This window comes from Bacillus sp. REN10 (assembly GCF_016820555.1).
In the GTDB taxonomy this organism is placed as follows: Bacteria; Bacillota; Bacilli; order Bacillales; family Domibacillaceae; genus Bacillus_CE.
This window is the reverse complement of sequence record NZ_JADHDW010000002.1, coordinates 32,889-48,916: the sequence shown is the minus strand read 5'-3', so window position 1 is coordinate 48,916 and position 16,028 is coordinate 32,889. Positions and strand designations below refer to the sequence as shown.

Annotated in this window: 22 protein-coding genes and 1 riboswitch; of the genes, 3 read left to right on the top strand and 19 right to left on the bottom strand. The window is 40.2% G+C overall.

The genetic code is table 11. The features are described 5' to 3' along the window. Nucleotide 1 precedes the first annotated feature (1 nt). From IRB43_RS03490 to IRB43_RS03465, 6 genes are all read right to left on the bottom strand, one after another. A complete protein-coding gene (locus IRB43_RS03490; RefSeq protein WP_203362061.1) occupies nt 2-832 on the bottom strand; it encodes a GNAT family N-acetyltransferase in 831 nt (276 codons plus the stop codon). 2 nt (nt 833-834) lie between these two features. Continuing rightward, a complete protein-coding gene (locus tag IRB43_RS03485) occupies nt 835-1,965 on the bottom strand; it encodes an amidohydrolase (RefSeq protein WP_203362060.1) in 1,131 nt (376 codons plus the stop codon). Between the two features lie 22 nt (nt 1,966-1,987). Beyond that, nucleotides 1,988-2,833: a MurR/RpiR family transcriptional regulator gene (locus IRB43_RS03480; protein WP_203362059.1), complete on the bottom strand. Its 846-nt coding sequence runs from the start codon at nt 2,831-2,833 to the stop codon at nt 1,988-1,990. Between the two features lie 284 nt (nt 2,834-3,117). Next, nucleotides 3,118-3,531, bottom strand: coding sequence for an immunity 22 family protein (locus IRB43_RS03475; RefSeq protein WP_203362058.1), 414 nt, complete (start codon nt 3,529-3,531; stop codon nt 3,118-3,120). Nucleotides 3,532-3,546: 15 nt separating this feature from the next. Continuing rightward, complete coding sequence (locus tag IRB43_RS03470) at nt 3,547-4,632, bottom strand: suppressor of fused domain protein (protein WP_203362057.1); 1,086 nt, start codon at nt 4,630-4,632, stop codon at nt 3,547-3,549. A gap of 119 nt (nt 4,633-4,751) precedes the next feature. Beyond that, a complete protein-coding gene (locus IRB43_RS03465; RefSeq protein ID WP_203362056.1) occupies nt 4,752-4,886 on the bottom strand; it encodes a small, acid-soluble spore protein L in 135 nt (44 codons plus the stop codon). Nucleotides 4,887-5,000: 114 nt separating this feature from the next. Here IRB43_RS03465 and IRB43_RS03460 point away from each other — a divergent pair, with 114 nt between their 5' ends. Continuing rightward, nucleotides 5,001-5,264 carry a DUF2524 family protein gene (locus tag IRB43_RS03460; protein ID WP_203362055.1) on the top strand — a complete coding sequence of 88 codons (264 nt, stop codon included), beginning with the start codon at nt 5,001-5,003 and terminating at the stop codon, nt 5,262-5,264. A gap of 58 nt (nt 5,265-5,322) precedes the next feature. On the opposite strand, the gene IRB43_RS03455 is transcribed toward IRB43_RS03460, so the two are convergent. Both IRB43_RS03455 and IRB43_RS03450 read right to left on the bottom strand, forming a co-directional pair. Beyond that, nucleotides 5,323-5,517: an ATP-binding cassette domain-containing protein gene (locus IRB43_RS03455; protein ID WP_203362054.1), complete on the bottom strand. Its 195-nt coding sequence runs from the start codon at nt 5,515-5,517 to the stop codon at nt 5,323-5,325. Continuing rightward, nucleotides 5,514-5,894 carry a GntR family transcriptional regulator gene (locus IRB43_RS03450; RefSeq protein ID WP_203362053.1) on the bottom strand — a complete coding sequence of 127 codons (381 nt, stop codon included), beginning with the start codon at nt 5,892-5,894 and terminating at the stop codon, nt 5,514-5,516. The genes IRB43_RS03455 and IRB43_RS03450 overlap by 4 nt, the downstream gene beginning before the upstream one ends. Nucleotides 5,895-6,087: 193 nt before the next feature. On the opposite strand from IRB43_RS03450, the gene IRB43_RS03445 reads away from it, so the two are divergent. Continuing rightward, nucleotides 6,088-6,186: a YjcZ family sporulation protein gene (locus IRB43_RS03445; protein ID WP_203362052.1), complete on the top strand. Its 99-nt coding sequence runs from the start codon at nt 6,088-6,090 to the stop codon at nt 6,184-6,186. A gap of 194 nt (nt 6,187-6,380) precedes the next feature. Here IRB43_RS03445 and IRB43_RS03440 read toward each other — a convergent pair whose 3' ends face one another. The 8 genes from IRB43_RS03440 to IRB43_RS03405 form a co-directional block, all read right to left on the bottom strand. Continuing rightward, nucleotides 6,381-7,283 (bottom strand): amidase, encoded by a 903-nt coding sequence (locus IRB43_RS03440; RefSeq protein ID WP_203362051.1) that lies wholly within the window; start codon nt 7,281-7,283, stop codon nt 6,381-6,383. Nucleotides 7,284-7,329: 46 nt separating this feature from the next. Next, nucleotides 7,330-7,416, bottom strand: a riboswitch (cyclic di-GMP riboswitch). Nucleotides 7,417-7,487: 71 nt separating this feature from the next. Next, nucleotides 7,488-7,769 (bottom strand): AbrB/MazE/SpoVT family DNA-binding domain-containing protein, encoded by a 282-nt coding sequence (locus IRB43_RS03435; RefSeq protein ID WP_203362050.1) that lies wholly within the window; start codon nt 7,767-7,769, stop codon nt 7,488-7,490. Nucleotides 7,770-7,936: 167 nt separating this feature from the next. Continuing rightward, nucleotides 7,937-8,707 (bottom strand): 3-hydroxyacyl-CoA dehydrogenase, encoded by a 771-nt coding sequence (locus IRB43_RS03430; protein WP_203362049.1) that lies wholly within the window; start codon nt 8,705-8,707, stop codon nt 7,937-7,939. A gap of 35 nt (nt 8,708-8,742) precedes the next feature. Continuing rightward, complete coding sequence (locus tag IRB43_RS03425) at nt 8,743-9,894, bottom strand: thiolase family protein (RefSeq protein ID WP_203362048.1); 1,152 nt, start codon at nt 9,892-9,894, stop codon at nt 8,743-8,745. 18 nt (nt 9,895-9,912) lie between these two features. After that, entirely contained in the window at nt 9,913-11,058 is a 1,146-nt protein-coding gene (locus tag IRB43_RS03420) for an acyl-CoA dehydrogenase family protein (RefSeq protein WP_203362047.1), read from the bottom strand. 299 nt (nt 11,059-11,357) lie between these two features. Then, the gene (locus IRB43_RS03415; RefSeq protein WP_203362046.1) at nt 11,358-11,792 is read right to left on the bottom strand and encodes a hypothetical protein; all 435 of its coding nucleotides are present in this window, start codon (nt 11,790-11,792) and stop codon (nt 11,358-11,360) included. 151 nt (nt 11,793-11,943) lie between these two features. Next, nucleotides 11,944-12,108: a small acid-soluble spore protein K gene (sspK, locus tag IRB43_RS03410; protein WP_203362045.1), complete on the bottom strand. Its 165-nt coding sequence runs from the start codon at nt 12,106-12,108 to the stop codon at nt 11,944-11,946. Nucleotides 12,109-12,131: 23 nt separating this feature from the next. Beyond that, the gene (locus IRB43_RS03405; RefSeq protein ID WP_203362044.1) at nt 12,132-12,311 is read right to left on the bottom strand and encodes a YjzC family protein; all 180 of its coding nucleotides are present in this window, start codon (nt 12,309-12,311) and stop codon (nt 12,132-12,134) included. 138 nt (nt 12,312-12,449) lie between these two features. On the opposite strand from IRB43_RS03405, the gene IRB43_RS03400 reads away from it, so the two are divergent. Then, nucleotides 12,450-12,584 (top strand): YpzI family protein, encoded by a 135-nt coding sequence (locus IRB43_RS03400; RefSeq protein ID WP_203362043.1) that lies wholly within the window; start codon nt 12,450-12,452, stop codon nt 12,582-12,584. Between the two features lie 50 nt (nt 12,585-12,634). On the opposite strand, the gene IRB43_RS03395 is transcribed toward IRB43_RS03400, so the two are convergent. The 3 genes from IRB43_RS03395 to phaZ all read right to left on the bottom strand — a co-directional run bounded on the left by IRB43_RS03395 (nt 12,635) and on the right by phaZ (nt 15,965). Next, nucleotides 12,635-14,149 carry an AMP-binding protein gene (locus IRB43_RS03395; protein WP_203362042.1) on the bottom strand — a complete coding sequence of 505 codons (1,515 nt, stop codon included), beginning with the start codon at nt 14,147-14,149 and terminating at the stop codon, nt 12,635-12,637. 168 nt (nt 14,150-14,317) lie between these two features. Then, the gene (fabG, locus tag IRB43_RS03390) at nt 14,318-15,058 is read right to left on the bottom strand and encodes a 3-oxoacyl-ACP reductase FabG (RefSeq protein ID WP_203362041.1); all 741 of its coding nucleotides are present in this window, start codon (nt 15,056-15,058) and stop codon (nt 14,318-14,320) included. A gap of 10 nt (nt 15,059-15,068) precedes the next feature. Then, complete coding sequence (gene phaZ, locus IRB43_RS03385; protein WP_203362040.1) at nt 15,069-15,965, bottom strand: intracellular short-chain-length polyhydroxyalkanoate depolymerase; 897 nt, start codon at nt 15,963-15,965, stop codon at nt 15,069-15,071. Nucleotides 15,966-16,028: the final 63 nt, after the last annotated feature.

Genomic DNA, 16,028 nt, shown 5'->3' with positions numbered 1-16,028 from the left:
ATTATCCTTTCCTCTCTAAATCAATTAAATTCTTTTGGACAAATAAATAATAATGCACCGGCTCATCAGGCCTTTGGAGTAGCTTAACAACGGCATATCCTTCAGCAAACAGCTGCATAAAGATCTTTCGCATGTTCATCCGCCAATCCATGGCTAAATCCTTATCTTTCGCTTTCATTTCCTGAAAGCTTTTCGTCACAGGAACGAGCACATGATTTTTATTGCTTATATCTTCAGAATGAATCCGTGATATTTTCGGAAAGCCCGCTGGCGTTATTTCATAATCAGCGAAGGTTGTTGCTTGCTCATCAGTAAATGTTTGATCTCCATTTACATAAGCGCTTTGAATCCACCAGTCTACTTTCAAGCGATCAGTAGGCAATCCTTTATTTAATCCATCCTTCATTTCACCGTAACAGTTCACTTTATATGTATCGCAGATGGCTTTTAATTTGGTTAAGTTTAAGTAAGCATTCACGCTTTCTAATGGGTCAAACGTCCATGTTAACAAATCATAGCCTAATTTCATGGCTTCTTGTTTTTGGGCATCCTTTAAGGCTTTACCGATACCTGTTTTTTGATAATCAGGATCAATCGCTAGCATATGTGAGCATAAGTAAGTATGACCATTCGAAAATCCCGTGAAGCCATAACTAAAGCCAATTAACTTTTCTTCTGCAAAAGCACCAACTAATAAGCCTCCATGCTGATGAACAGTTAATGTTTGCGGAATAGGCGTCGGTTCACTTCCCCATACCTTTTGTTCTAACATTTGCATTTGTTCAAAATCAGTTCGATCTTGGAATGGTCGAATCACGTAATTGTTCAACATACTCATCCTTCCAGTTGTTCAAATGTACTCATGATGGTTTGCGCCAATATTTCAATGCCTGAATAAATCACTTCTTTGTTAAACGTCATATGAGGGTGATGTAGCCCCGGTTGCAAATCGCAGCCAAGCCCGAGCATCGTTGCCTTTAATTTGGGATTTTTCAATGTGTAAAAATGAAAGTCTTCTCCTCCGGTCGTCACAATCGGCGCGACAACATTCTTCTTACCAAGCACTTTAGCAATAGCTTTTCCCATAATGTCAGACGCTTCATCTGATACCATCGCTGCGGCCGTTGTTGATTTCGTTTCAAGCTGAATCGTTGCCTGATGAATCCATTCTAATCCCTTACATACTTGAACGACTTTCTCCGTTAATTCATCCATCACTTCATTTGTTTGTGCACGAAGATCTAAAGAAAAGGAAGCTTTTCCCGGGATAATATTACTTGATTCACCCCCACTTTGAAATTTTGTCATTTTAATCGAAGAGGGAATCGCCGGATCGATATGAATTTGACTTAAAGATTGCACTAAATCAGCACCAATCTCAATCGCATTTTTTCCGAGATGCGGTCTCGCTGCATGGGCATCTTCCCCAATAATTTCTCCGGAGATAAACTTAGCAGCCCCATGTTGAATGCCCGAAGATGCCTTCCCATGTGACAATTCTTGAATCGGTCGTAAATGAACACCATATAAATAATCCAGCTCATCTATTACACCTTTTTCAATCATTTTTAAAGCACCGGTTCCTTGTTCCTCAGCCGGTTGAAAAATGACCACTAATTTTCCTTTTGGCTGATAGGACAATTTCTTTAACAGCAATAAAGTCCCAACAGCCATTGTCATGTGAGCATCGTGCCCGCAAGAATGGTTAGCAGTGAAAACTCCATCCACTTCCTGCCATAAAGCATCGATATCACAACGTACTCCAACAGCGGCTTCCCCTTCTCCCACTTCAACCACTAACCCCGTGCAATCATCAAATGTTTGCGGGTGAAATCCGTAACTCGTTAATAGGTCAGCTAAATGCTTGGTCGTCTCTATCTCTGCCCAGCTAGTCTCAGGATGAGCATGTAGATGATGATACAGTTGCTCAATAGCTGGTTTTAACTCTTCTAGCTGTTTCTTCACAACAAGACTTCCTTTCTCTCCTCTATTGAAAAAATAAATAATCGGAACTAAGCCGTTCGTATTTTTCTTGCCGCTCTTTGATTGATTCAGCGTACTTTACAGAAATACTCGCCATTAGAGCATTTAACAATGAAAAAAGTGGAGGAAACACATCTAAAGTAGCATCTTTTCCCTCTCCGATAACGAATGTCCTATCACAAAATCGTGCAATTGGAGCTAGTTCAGAATCCGTTATACTGATGACAAACGCTCCTTGCTCTTTGGCCATTTCAGCTAGCTTCACTGTTTCCTTTACATAGCGATGAAAAGTAATAGCTACAAACACAGATTGTGAATTCAACTGCTGAAGCACAGCCATTAAATCATCTGTCGCTGGCTGATATAAATGAACATCATCCCGGGCTAAACCTAACACAAACGAAAGCCATTGAGCGGGCGCGAAAGACGTTCGCATGCCGGTAATATATACTTTATTAGCTTCCATAATCTTCATTACGGCTTGCTCCATATCCTCTTCCCGGATACTATCCCGCGTTTTTCTAATATTCTCTGCATCTTTCTCCATCACCTGTGCGTATAAATGTGGCTCTCGAGCCATCTCTATTTTGGAAGAATAATAGTTGTTTAAATGGCTTTTTTGATGAATCAAATGCTCCCGCACCATTGCTTGCAACTGCGAATATCCGCTTAAACCTAGTGAATAACATAAGCGAATGACCGTCGTTTCACTCACACCGATGCGATGACCAATTTGACTTGCAGGCTGTAGCGCAATTTCTTCCGGATATTTCAGCAAATACTCACCAACTTTTTGCTGTCCTTTAGATAGCTGTAAATAATTTTTCTTTAATTCACTAAATATCTCCATATTCAGGCTCCCTTATATGAAGTCTAAATTACATTTAACCAATTATGAAGTTCAAACTTCATAATTGATTAATAACTTATCACATTCATTTTGGATAATCAATATTTTTTCTGAAAATTCCGTTTTATAAATTAAGAGAAGGTGCTAACAGATTCCTTTGTTTTTCTTGTTTCTATGCTTACAAGAAAAAATGACTTTAGCAATGAAAACTAAAGTCATTTTCCTTAAATTATGTATGCGTTTCTATTTCATTTTTCTTCTTGACGCTTTATCTAAAAAGATATTCATACATCCAAACTCTCCTTTTCGAATGGGAACGCTCCCAAATAAAACAGCTGAATTCCATCTAGCATGACTTCAGATACGGCTCCATTAAATTCAAAATGATAAATTAACAGAGCCATATTCACGCTTTCCGTTAATTGATCATCGAAGCGCTGAAGCAGCTTGGGCAAAAAAATATCAGAATAAGAGTGTTCCTCTAACAAGCTAGCAAGTGACTGAGTGAAAGCTTGAAACGAAACCTCAACAAAATCCTCATCTATATAAGCATCATCGATTCCGCTAATCCGCAAAAATTCTGAAGGAATCGCCTCTCCCTCTTCATCATAAGCATACTCCATAAGCTTATCTACCTTCTCTTCGTCTTCTACTCTGCCAATCCAAATGGAGACCATATGATTCTCTTCCATTAACATCGTTTATTTACCTCTTCAAATATCAAACTTCGTACGGCCATTAAACATCCACCATGTCTCTTGCTCTTCTGCTTTCATTTGCTCTAATAATTGCTCGCTACCATGCTCCATCGCATAGTGATATTCTTTTTCTGTTAAAGGAATCATCCATAACAAGTTAATATCATCTCCTCGAAACGGTTCAAGCGAAATTTTTTGGGATGTTTTTGGAGCGTTAGCCAATAAAATAGCAGAGAAATGCTCTTGATCCGTTTGGAATTCGTCGCAAACCAGTGTATGACCATGCGCTAAAAATGTGATAAAGTGCCACGGGACACTTGTCTGTGCACTGATGTACTGAAGAATTCCTTGTTCATTCTTTTTCAATAAAGTAGTTGGAATGGCTAATGCCAATTCAAAGCGCCGATACTTGTCGGGTTCCTCAACATAAAGTTCGACTTGAGGCTGCGAAAGAAGCGAAGTGCCAAGCGTTACCGCGTATGTGATCTCTTCCTGTTCAAACGTAACAAGTGCTCTCGGCGGCCAGTATCCACCATCAATCGCATAATATTTTGTATGCTTTCCTAGCTTGCTTTCGAGCGCTTGCAATTGACTTGTTTGAAAATGGGACCAGCTGTTTTCATCCCAGCTATTCCAATAATCTTGCGCTTTTTCTATCCGTGCAAATAATACATTTTCAGATGGGTCCCCTAAAGGCAGGGCATAATGATAAATATCTGTACAATCTCTCGCATAACCAGGGTATTGTTCTGTGCCGCCCCATCCAGGAATGACCGCTAACACTTCTTGCTCATACAGTAAAGCCGCTCCATCACCTTCTTCAAACCAGATCAGTTCAACCTTCTCTGGGTCTAACTTTTCTGCTCCATTTGGATGGGCACAAACAGAAGCTGGCAGCAACGGCGGTAATCCTTCACGCATATCTTCAACCTCTAATTGTTCAGGCGCTTCTCCATAATTGCGTACCCATACAGCTCGGATATTTTGTTCTTCTCCTTGATCTTCTATTAAATAAAAATAAACACATTCATTTGCTTCTTCAACTAATGCTGTAATTGGGCAAAGCGGCGATTGTTCTTCCAATAAAATAACCTTCTCCATCGTATCATCCTTTTCATCCTATTTTTCCCTTATTAAATTTTCGCCATCTTTCCCCATTTTTCCTGCTTATGTATCCAAATGAAAATGAGGGTGTCTTCCAAAGCGACACCCCCATTATGTTACCTTTTTGTATTGCTATGTTTCGCTATATTTTCTAAGCGTGACTTTGGACTAGTATCTCCTTTGCCTCCACCAGAATATCCTTGAGGATTGACACCGCTGACTGGATTGCCTCGATTTTTACTTTTTCCCACAAGAAACACCTCCTGCTTTTACTATTTACCAAAAATCGATTGATAATCCGAGCGAAAAGCGGAAAAACTATGGAGGATGGATTTCATCAATTTCCGAGTGAGGAGATGGTTCATGTGGCAACAAGACAAGCGGTTGAACAATTTTTGGCTCAATGTAAGGAAACGCTCCACTTGGCAGAAGAACAATATAAAGAAGCTTCTACTCAAGAGCATGACAATGACACCGAATTCACCCAGTCGCAGCTTATGCTTGAACAATCCATCAATGAGCTGGATAAATTAAGCCATAGTGCCAATGCTGAGCAAAAAGAGCAACTAAGACGGATGAAGCTGCAAATTCAGCAAATGCAAAATCAAATGATCTTGCTCGATCACTAACTCCATCTCTCCCCTCTTTACTTCGGAGGGGAGGTTTTGTCACCAACATAAAAAACATTTAATAAATCCGTTGGTTCCACTTTGACGTTTGCTTAATAAACCCAGCAATAATTTTTAACAACGTCGTTTTGCCAGCTCCATTTCGCCCAATTAAACCGGTAATTTTGTTTTCCTCAATGGCAAACGATATATGATTCAAAGCTTTAGATCGTCCAAAAACTTTCGTAACATTCGTACATTCTACTGCTTTCACTCTTCCCCCTCCTCGTGTTTTGCGGCCTTAATCATAGCGATTAATTCCTCTTCGCTGACATGAAGCTGTTTCGCTTCCTTGACGATATCCGACACTAATTTCTTTAATGTTTGATTTTTTCGTTTGTCGATAATCGAGGCTTTCGCTGTAGCTGCAACAAACATTCCAAGACCACGCTTTTTGTATAAAATATGTTCATCCGCCAATAAATTGAGTCCCTTGGCTGCTGTCGCTGGATTAATATTGAACATTTCTGCTAATTGATATTGGGAATACATTTTTTGATCTGTTTCAAATTTTCCATTTAAGATTTCCACTTCAATCCATTCGGAAATCTGTACATAAATAGGTTTCATTCCATCTGCATCTAATATCAAGTATCTGTCACCACCCTCTACCACAGTAAATTACTGTTGTAATGGACTATATATTCTATGAGCAAATAAATCAAGATATATCCAAATATTTTTAAATTTTTTCCCTGAACTAGCAGACAAGATATAAAAGTCTAAACATTTTAGCTAGCATTTCATACTATGTATTATTCCAATCTTCAAGGAGGTGGAAAGTATGGGTTACGGTGGCGGATACGGATACGGCGGCGGCTTTGCTTTAATTGTTGTGTTGTTCATTTTGTTAATTATCATTGGCGCTTCTTTCTTCTACTAATAAGATAAACCATAGCTCACACTCTTTGTTATCCCTTCGCTATTAAAAGGATTAGGCTTCTTCAATGCAGAAGAGCCTAGCCTTATTTTACAGAGAACACATCTTGTTCTCTTTTCATTCCTTCAATGAGTGAAAACTCCATATTACGCTGAGACAAAGCAATAAAAAAACACGACCGCTACAGTCGTGTTTTTTTATTGCTTCAAATTCATCCATCCTTGTAAGGAGTGAATAGAAAATCCGCCAAAGCTAGAGAAATGTTTGTAAGAAGATTGGACAATTTGTAATTGTTCCCACATGTATTCTTTCCCTTCTTCATAGAAAGAGATAAACTCTCCTTCTTTTGAAGGCAGTGTTTCCACACCGATGGACACTCTTTTATTTACAGATGCGGCATAGTTGATTTCATCTTGAACTAATTTGATGATGCCATTTGAACCAAGTGCTTGATCGCGGTACGCCATAATTGTGACAGAGTTGACATGAGTAATCACCCAGTCAGACAGCTTCCCTGTTCCGAATTGATTATCATAAAATCGCTTATCAAACCAAAATGGAATGTCTACCGCTAAAGGCACTCCTAACTGCTGAGCAAATTGATTAGCTTGTATCAGCAATGATTGATAAGATCGAACAGTTTGTTGATATTGCTTTTTCCACCCTTTATATAAGTAAGGCTCTACATCTAAATGAACACCTGAAAATCGCTCTTCAGGTAAAGCGTGTAATTGATAATTATTTAGCCAAGTAAAAAACCTTTCTTGGTAAACAACCCCATTGCTAGATACCCAGGATGGTGCCCCATCTAAAGCATGAACCTTTATGTGTTTGGCACTAGCCTGCTTAATAAAAGCTTTATAAGCACTTGCCGAAATGTCTTTATTTATTTGTAAATAGACATCTGTTACTTGATTTTGCTGCATAAAGTTTAACAATGACTCTTTATTCGATACAATCTCTTTTGTATGCCATAACCATGTTGCCTTTGATAGCGGTTGTTCATTTGCAGCAGCACGTGGCTTCACCATAGCAAAACCTGCACTTTCTAAAACGAATACAGCAATCAGCACCCATATAAACTTTGTTAACTTATTCATGTTGCCCATCTCCTCATTAAAGTTGCCATCTCACTTCAAAGAGGAGAATGGCAGCCCGGCGGCCATACAGCTGTAGCTGCTTAGGTCCGTGGCTTTGCGTCCTTGACTTTCATCAAGTTTGCCTTTTACACTCTTCATATCGGCATAAACAAGCAGTTACTTTATACCCTTAGCTAACATTTACAAGTTTTATTTTGTGAATTTCTATGGCTTATTGTTAATTCGTTCTAATTCTTTCTTTAATAACTCTACTCCGTTTGGACTTAAATGGATTTTTCCATCAAATAAACTAATATTTTCAGAGGTTACTTCCCCCGTAATGATACAAGCCTGTTCAGCTTTATACTTTCTTAAAATGATTTTATCCTCATCTACAAAAATTTCCATGGCATCTTTTATATCGATCGATAAATTTTTTCGTAATTCTTTCGGAACAACAATTCTTCCCAACTGGTCTACTTTTCTTACAATTCCGGTTGACTTCATTTCTCGTCCCCCCTTTGCATTCATTATGGAAATTATATCATATTTTCTACTACAACTGTAAATAAAAAGCAATTCATACAACAAAAATTTCTAGCAAAAAATGAATGTTAATAGAAAAAGAGCTGACTATAAGTGTCAGCCCCTTAGTTCCTAAATTGACTATTCTTTTATTTTGGTTGCATGCGAATGGCTCCGTCTAATCGAATCACCTCTCCATTTAGCATGGAGTTTTCTGCGATCGCCTGCACTAATTGAGCGTATTCTTGCGGCCTTCCAAGTCTTGATGGGAAAGGAGTCATCGCTCCAAGCGCCACTCGTGCTGCTTCCGGTAAAGTGTTAAACATCGGTGTTTCGAATAGCCCTGGTGCAATTGCCATGACTCGAATACCGTCTTTGGCCAATTCTCTGGCAATAGGTAATGTCATGGCGACTACCCCGCCTTTAGAAGCACTGTAAGCCGCTTGACCAATTTGACCTTCAAAAGCAGCTACAGATGCTGTGGAAATAATTACTCCGCGCTCTCCGTTTTCATTTACTTCATTGAGGACCATTCGTTCTGCCGCTAGTCGAATGACATTAAAGGTTCCAACTAGGTTCACTTGAATGATTTGATTGTAATCTTGTAAACTAGTGGCTCGCCCTTTTGATAACACTTTCTGCGGTGTTCCAATTCCGGCACAATTCACAACAAGATTAATCTTTCCAAAGGCTTCAATCGCTTGGTCCAAAGCATGTATAACCTCTTTCTCGTTCGTCACATCTGTTTTTACGAATATAGCATGTTCACGCCCTAGCTGTTCAACAAGAGCCGCTCCATTCGCTGCATTCATGTCTAAAATAACGGCTTTGCCACCATGTTCCACAACATGTCTAACTGTCGCTTCGCCTAAACCTGAACTTCCACCCGTTACAATTGCCACACTTTGATTCAATTCCATCTTCATTCCCCCTTTGTTCTTTATTAGACAAGAAATTAATCGATCCGCTCAATGATCGTTGCATTCGCCATGCCATGCCCCTCACATACCGCTTGCAAGCCGTAACGGCCATTTGTTCGTTCTAATTCATTCATTAACGTAATCATCAATTTTGCCCCTGTGGCACCAAGTGGATGGCCTAAAGCGATCGCTCCGCCGTTCACATTTAACTTTGCTGGGTCTGCACCCGTTTCAGCTAACCAAGCGAGTGGAACAGAAGCGAACGCCTCATTCACCTCATATAAATCAATGTCATGGATCGTTAGTTCGGCTTTTTCTAAAGCTTTTGCCGTCGCTTCAATCGGTCCTGTCAGCATCAAAGTGGGATCGGAACCGACGACGGTACGGGCCACGATTCGAAAGCGAGGCTTTAACTGTAGCTGCTCGGCTTTTTCTCGAGACATGATCAGCAAGGCAGCAGCTCCATCACTCATTTGGCTCGCATTTCCTGCATGTATCTTCCCATCTTCTTTAAAGACAGGTTGTAAACTCTGTAATTTTTCGATCGTTGTTTCTTTTCGAGGACCTTCATCTTCACTAATCATTTGCTTAGATCCATCCTCAAGTGTGACCTCAATCGGCAAGATTTCGTTATTAAATCTACCTTCCGCTTGAGCCTGGAGTGCTTTTTGATGGCTATTGTAAGAAAACTCATCTAGTATCTCACGGCCCAAGTCCCATTGATCAGCTATTCTTTCAGCTGATAAGCCTTGATGAATAATTTCGTGCTTAGAAGTGAGTTTGTCGCTCCATTCAGCCTCTAATCGATTAGAAAACATTGGTACTCGTGTCATGCTTTCTACTCCACCAGCAATAACAATATCCATGTCACCCGATGCGATGGCCTGAGCGGCAAAATGAATGGCCTGCTGACTTGAACCACATTGACGATCAATCGTTGTTCCTGGAACGCTTACCGGAAAATCTGCCATCAATGAAGCAAGCCTGGCGATATTAACGGATTGCTCGCCTACTTGTGACACACAGCCAAAGATCACATCCTCTACCATATCCGCTGAAATACCTGCCCGAGAAACAAGTCCTTTTAATACTTCTGCTGCCAAATCATCTGGACGAGTGCGACTAAATGCTCCTTTTCGTCTGCCGACTGCCGAACGAACACCTTCAACAATGACTACCTCTCTCATTTCACTGACACACTCCTTTTATAATTCAAAATTTTTAGCAATGATTTGCTTCATGATTTCATTCGTGCCTGCGTAAATCGATAGCACAGGTATATCTCGATATCTGCGAGCGATTGGATATTCTTCCATATAACCGTATCCTCCATGCAGCTGCATGCACTCTGCTGCTACTCGCTTCGCCATATCTGTCGTCCACCATTTCGCCATTGATACTTGATTGATAACATCTTTTCCTTCCATATGATTGACGATTAAATCATCGATAAATGTACGGCCAATTTGAACCTCCGTTGCCATTTCTGCTATTTTAAATTGCGTATTTTGAAATTGGCTAATTGATTTTCCAAATGCTCTTCTGCTCTTCACATAGTCAATCGTAAGCGCTAACATTTCTTCAGCACTAACAACAGCTTCAATCGCAACGACGAGACGTTCTTGCTGAAGTTTATTCATCATGTAATAAAAGCCCTTACCTTCTTGACCAAGTAAATTAGCAACAGGAACTTTGGCATCCTCAAAAATTAATTCCGCCGTATCTTGTCCCCATTGACCGATTTTCTCTAGTTTTTTCCCTCTTTTAAAACCTGGTGTCCCTCGTTCAACGACAATTAAGCTAATTCCTTTATAACCAGGCTGTATCTTTGTATCTGTTTTGCAAGCTACAATAATTAAGTCCGATTGAATTCCGTTCGTGATAAATGTTTTTTCTCCATTAATAATATAATGATCGCCTTCTCGGACAGCGGTCGTTTTAATGTTAGCTAAATCAGACCCTGCTCCCGGTTCCGTCATCGCCAGCGCTGTGATGTATTCTCCTGTTACACATTTCGGTAACCAGCGCGCCCTTTGCTCGTCATTTCCATAGGCTTCAATATAAGGTACGACAATATCATTATGTAATCCGACACCGACTAAACTCGTACCTATTCTCTCTAACTCCTCTGTAATGACAACCGAGTAGCCAAAGTCCGCATTCATCCCGCCGTATTTTTCATCAACTGCCGGGCATAAAAAACCTTGTTCTCCTAACTTCGTCCAAAATTCACGAGGGATGATCCGGTTCTTTTCCCACTCTTCAAAGTGAGGTTCTGCTTCCTTCTTTAAAAACTTTCGAAATGACTCGCGCAATATTTGATGTTCTTCCGTCAAATAACGATGGCTCATCTAGCTCTCCTCCTATCTGAAATATAGATGCACCAACAAGCATTCTCACTTGTTGTTCCTAACTACTCTTTTATTTGCAAATTCCATGCCAATTTATTTTCTACAAAAACTAGCTAGAAAGACGTCTTCAATGTATAAATATCGGACACCGTTGCACAATTTCTGTATACTTTCAAAGCAAAAACGATGAAAGCACTGGAGACAATTTCTCAGTGCTTTCATCGTTTTCATCAATGATATGCAAATCACCATGTGAGAGCTGTTGATGGACTTAAATAAGATAAAGAAAGATTTATCATTTATTCGTCTGCTAACCGCCGTTGAAAAGATTCATTAACTTTACTTGCATACAACAGCCGTTCATATTCCTCTATGTGCCTTTGATGCTCGGCGTACTCTATTACTTCTAAAGGTAAACAATCGATATGATACTTGTGAAATGAACGAATATCGGAAATAGGGTAAAAAGTCGCTTCTTGTTGACAATGAGGGCATACTTCTGTAACAGCACCCATAGACTCTCCTTTTAACAAACGATCATAATGAGCAAGTTCTCGTTGGTAATTTCGGCTGAAACGACCACAGTAGTTGCATGCTTTCACTTCATTTAACTTATCTACAGTCGTTTTCACCTTCTCCTTGGTATCCAACCACCCCATCCAACGGTCAAGTAATGTGTATACAATGATTCCAGCTGCAGGCATAGCTAACAAAAGTATCATCCATCCTGGCACCAGTCCCCCTCCTCGTCTGTGCTCACTTTATTTTTTCACATCTATTACTTCAAAACGCTCACAAACTAATATCTTTTTCATTTAGTATAACACAATACTTAACAAAAAAAGGAACCTGCTCCTTTAATAGGCAAGTTCCTTCATTTATGATTTAAGTCTCTTCACTTGTCGTTTGATTGGCGGCCATCATACGGTCTTGAGGGTCCGTATTCATTGTGCCGTTGGGGCGTTTAGAAGCATTTTTCGATTTCGCTCTTGCTTCTCCCGCTTCGCCTTTCATGCTCTTGATTGGAAAATCCTTCGCTTTATTTCTCATAGAACCTCCTCCTAGTTCCTCGATTAAGGTTTGCGCTGATACATCCACACTCGATCCCGATTTGTAGTGTCCGGAAAGTGATCACCTGCTTCAAGCTTCACTTTCTTTGGATCATTGACCATGCTTCCCGTTTGACCAATTTCGATATAGGATCCGTTATTAGGAGCCTTTTGCCCAGGCTTAAAAATGTGATTTTGTCCCACATCATTCACTCCTTTTCAACGTTACTTTTTTAGCATATCCGAATAGCGACTTCTTTATGAAAAACGAGCAAAAATGTATAAATCACGCTTTCAAGAACAGATTATAAGGTGAAACTTCAATCAGTGGAGGTGAACGTTGTGGGTAAAGACCGTCAAGAAAAAAAGCTTAAAAACAAAAGGCAAGTGGAATCAGACCGGGATCAAGCCCTGCATTATGGAGGCGCCACTCGCTTTGAAAAGGAAGGAGAAGCAGGAAAAAGCATTCGGGAATAATAAGGTCAAACGGAGAAGTTCACTGAACTTCCCCGTTTTATGAAAAAAATTTATTGGATCTTTAAAGACCTTTCTCCAAGTTTCTCTAACATTTGCTTATCAATCTTTCCAACATGTGTTTTCGGAAGTTCTTCAATGAAAAGAAATTGTTTAGGGATTTTATATTTGGCAAGAGCTTGCTCGCAATGTTTCTGAATATCTTCAAGAGGGACTGGTTGCTGATTGACTGTAACAAGGAAAGCCACCATTTTCTCGCCCCACATTTCATCCGGTAATCCGATCACAGCTACTTCTTCAATACAAGGAAATTGCAATAAACATTGCTCGACTTCCAGAGGGTAAATATTCTCTCCGCCTGAAATAATCATTTCCTTTTTCCTTCCAACAATAAAGCAATAACCTTCTTCGTTCACCTTTGCTAAATCTCCTGTATACAGCCAATCATCCCGCAACACTTCAGCTGTAGCTGTGTGATTATTCCAGTAAGTAGAAAATATATGCTGACCTTGGATTAACAGTTCACCAATCTCTCCCACTCTTGCTTCCGTCCCATCTTCTCTCAACAATTTAATTTGATTAAATAACATCGCCTTTCCGACTGAACCTCGATGTATTTTTGCTTCTTCCGGATCAATATAAAAGTTATTCGGCCCCGCTTCTGTTAATCCGTACCCTTCTTTAAAAGCAATTCCTTTTTTTACAAATGCATCATACACATTGAAGGGACAAGGAGCTCCTCCAGATAGAAATACCTTCATTGATGGAAATGAACTTTCAGCAAATTCTCGCTCGTGAATCATCATTTGATACATCGTCGGAACGAATAGTGCAATGGTGCAATGATATTGATTTAGCGCTTGAATCGCCTCAAGCGGATCAAACTGGCTTCCGATGACCACTGTGCCGCCGGCCATCAAAAGCGGTGTCGTTAGCGCATTCAGCCCTCCTGTGTGAAACATTGGCAAATACGTAAGTGTCGTGTCTTCCGCTGTTACATTCCAGCTAACAGCTGTGTTCAGCCCATTCCATAAAATGGCCCGATGAGACAAGACCACCCCTTTTGGTTTTCCCGTTGTTCCGCCTGTATAAATCATCATGAATGGATCTTCCTGTTCCATGGAAAGAGACAATAACAACGGCTCTTCATACTCGCTCATTCTTTGTTCGTATTCAAGAGCTGAAACACAAAAACAGCATCCTTGATGAAAAGAAAGCTTATGAATCATCTCTGTAAACCGATCATGATAACCGACTAACTTTGGTGAACAATCCGCTAAAATATCGTTCAGTTCTCGGCTTGACAAGCGCCAATTAATCGGTACAAAGATTGCTCCGATTTTGGCACAAGCAAACATTAAATCAAAATAGCTTATATGATTAGGAGAGATTAAAGCGATACGATCTCCTTTTTCCACGTTTTGTTCCAGTAAAAAATGAGCCAAGATTTGCGCTCGGCGGTTGATTTGCTGATAATTCCATTGCTGATTTGATCCGGCATGAATCACCGCTGCCTTCTCTGGCGTTAATCTTGCTCTATTTTCAATCCAATCTAATTGCCATTCCACATTACTCCCCCTCACTTCCACCAAAAATATCAGCCATTTTTTCATCCTATGATGGATTCATCATACCGTTTAGGAGTTACAGCAAAGTTACAAGCGGAGGAGGGTTGCTACCCTTTCATGCGGCACAAAAAAACAGAGGAGAACCCCTCTGCTTTTTAAACTAAATTTTCACATCATAATTCCGCCATCGACATGAAGCGTGATTCCATTCACATAATTGGACTCATCAGAAGCAAGAAACAGATAGGCGTTCGCTACATCTTTCGGACTTCCTAAACGACCGAGCGGAATCGTTGTCTTTAACTGATCTAAAATTTTTTCAGGTACAGTCGCTACCATCGAGGTTTCAACAAAACCAGGAGCTACCGCGTTGACATTGATTCCTTTCCGTCCAAGCTCCTTCGCCCATGATTTTGTCATCCCGACCACACCCGCTTTAGCTGCTGCATAATTCGTCTGCCCAACATTTCCATACACTCCGGATACAGATGATGTATTAATCACCCTTCCGCTTCCTTGTGAAATCATATGAGGAATCACCGATTGAGTACAATTAAATACACCTTTTAAATTCACATCTAACACCCGTTGAAAGTCTTCTGGCGACATCTTCCAAAGCATTCCATCCCGCGTAATTCCTGCGTTATTGACTAAAATATCCACACGACCGTAGCGATCCGTTGTCAGCTTCACCATGGCATCGACACTATCACGATCAACGACATTAACTTTTGAGAAAGCGACCTCATAGCCTTTTTCAGTCAACTCTTGAACACGTTTTGCGCCCAGCTCCTCATCAAAATCAGCAATAACAACTTTTGCTCCCTCTTTCGCAAAAAGCTCCGCCGCCGCAAGACCGATCCCATTAGCTGCTCCTGTAATAATCGCTACCTTGTCTTTTAATCTCATTCTTTCTTCCTCATTTCTCTAAAAATTTAGTCATTTCTGAAGTTAATTGCTCCAGATCATCTATCAGTGGGGAATGACCACAGTTCGTTAATTCAATAAACTCTGCATGACCACCTAAATCATTGATAATTTCTTCTGTCATTTCCGCTGTCACCACAAAATCCCGATCTCCGCGCAGCACTAAAACAGGAATCGTAATATCTTTTGCTTGGTTCGTTCCTGCCACAGCCCCATTATAATCGTTGCTAATATTGAAAGTATTTAAAGAATGATAGACTTCAGCTAAATTCCGCTGCGTGAGCATGTCATCGATATATTCCTCATAACGGGCAGGTTCAGGCTGATTCTCCGTGTAAATCAACATATTCCAAAGCCCTTTCAGCAGTTCTCGATTTTTCATATCGTAAGCTTTTTGAATCATGATAGTTTTTGTGGGATCCGCTTTTATTTCCTCATAAGTAGTTAAACGATTCGATTCATCAGGCAATCCCTCCGGAGTCGATCCAAAAAACGGGTATCCTCGAGTAGATGCAGATGCCAACAATATCAGTCTATCACACAATCCTGGATAATCAGCCACAAACTGCATGGCAACAGCTCCACCTGTCGACCAACCAACGATCGAAAAATGATTCAGCCCAATCTCATCTACAAAGTGTTTCACGTCATCAGAAAAATCTTTAATTGACTGAATTGGCTTATGATACGTCGATCCTCCAAACCCTCGTAAATCAACTGCGTACACTTTATACTGCTTGTCCAACTGATCAATAAGCACATCCCAATGTTTAGAAGAGGTCATATTTCCATGAATCAATAATAATGGTTCTATTCCGCCTTCGCGTTCCAGATACGACAATGTTTCCCCATTAGCTAATGTTACTTTATTTAATGCAACAGTCGTCATGTTTATTCCCCTTTTCCTCATTGAATTGTTTTCACTCCTCTTCTCTTCCACTATATAGCCAGA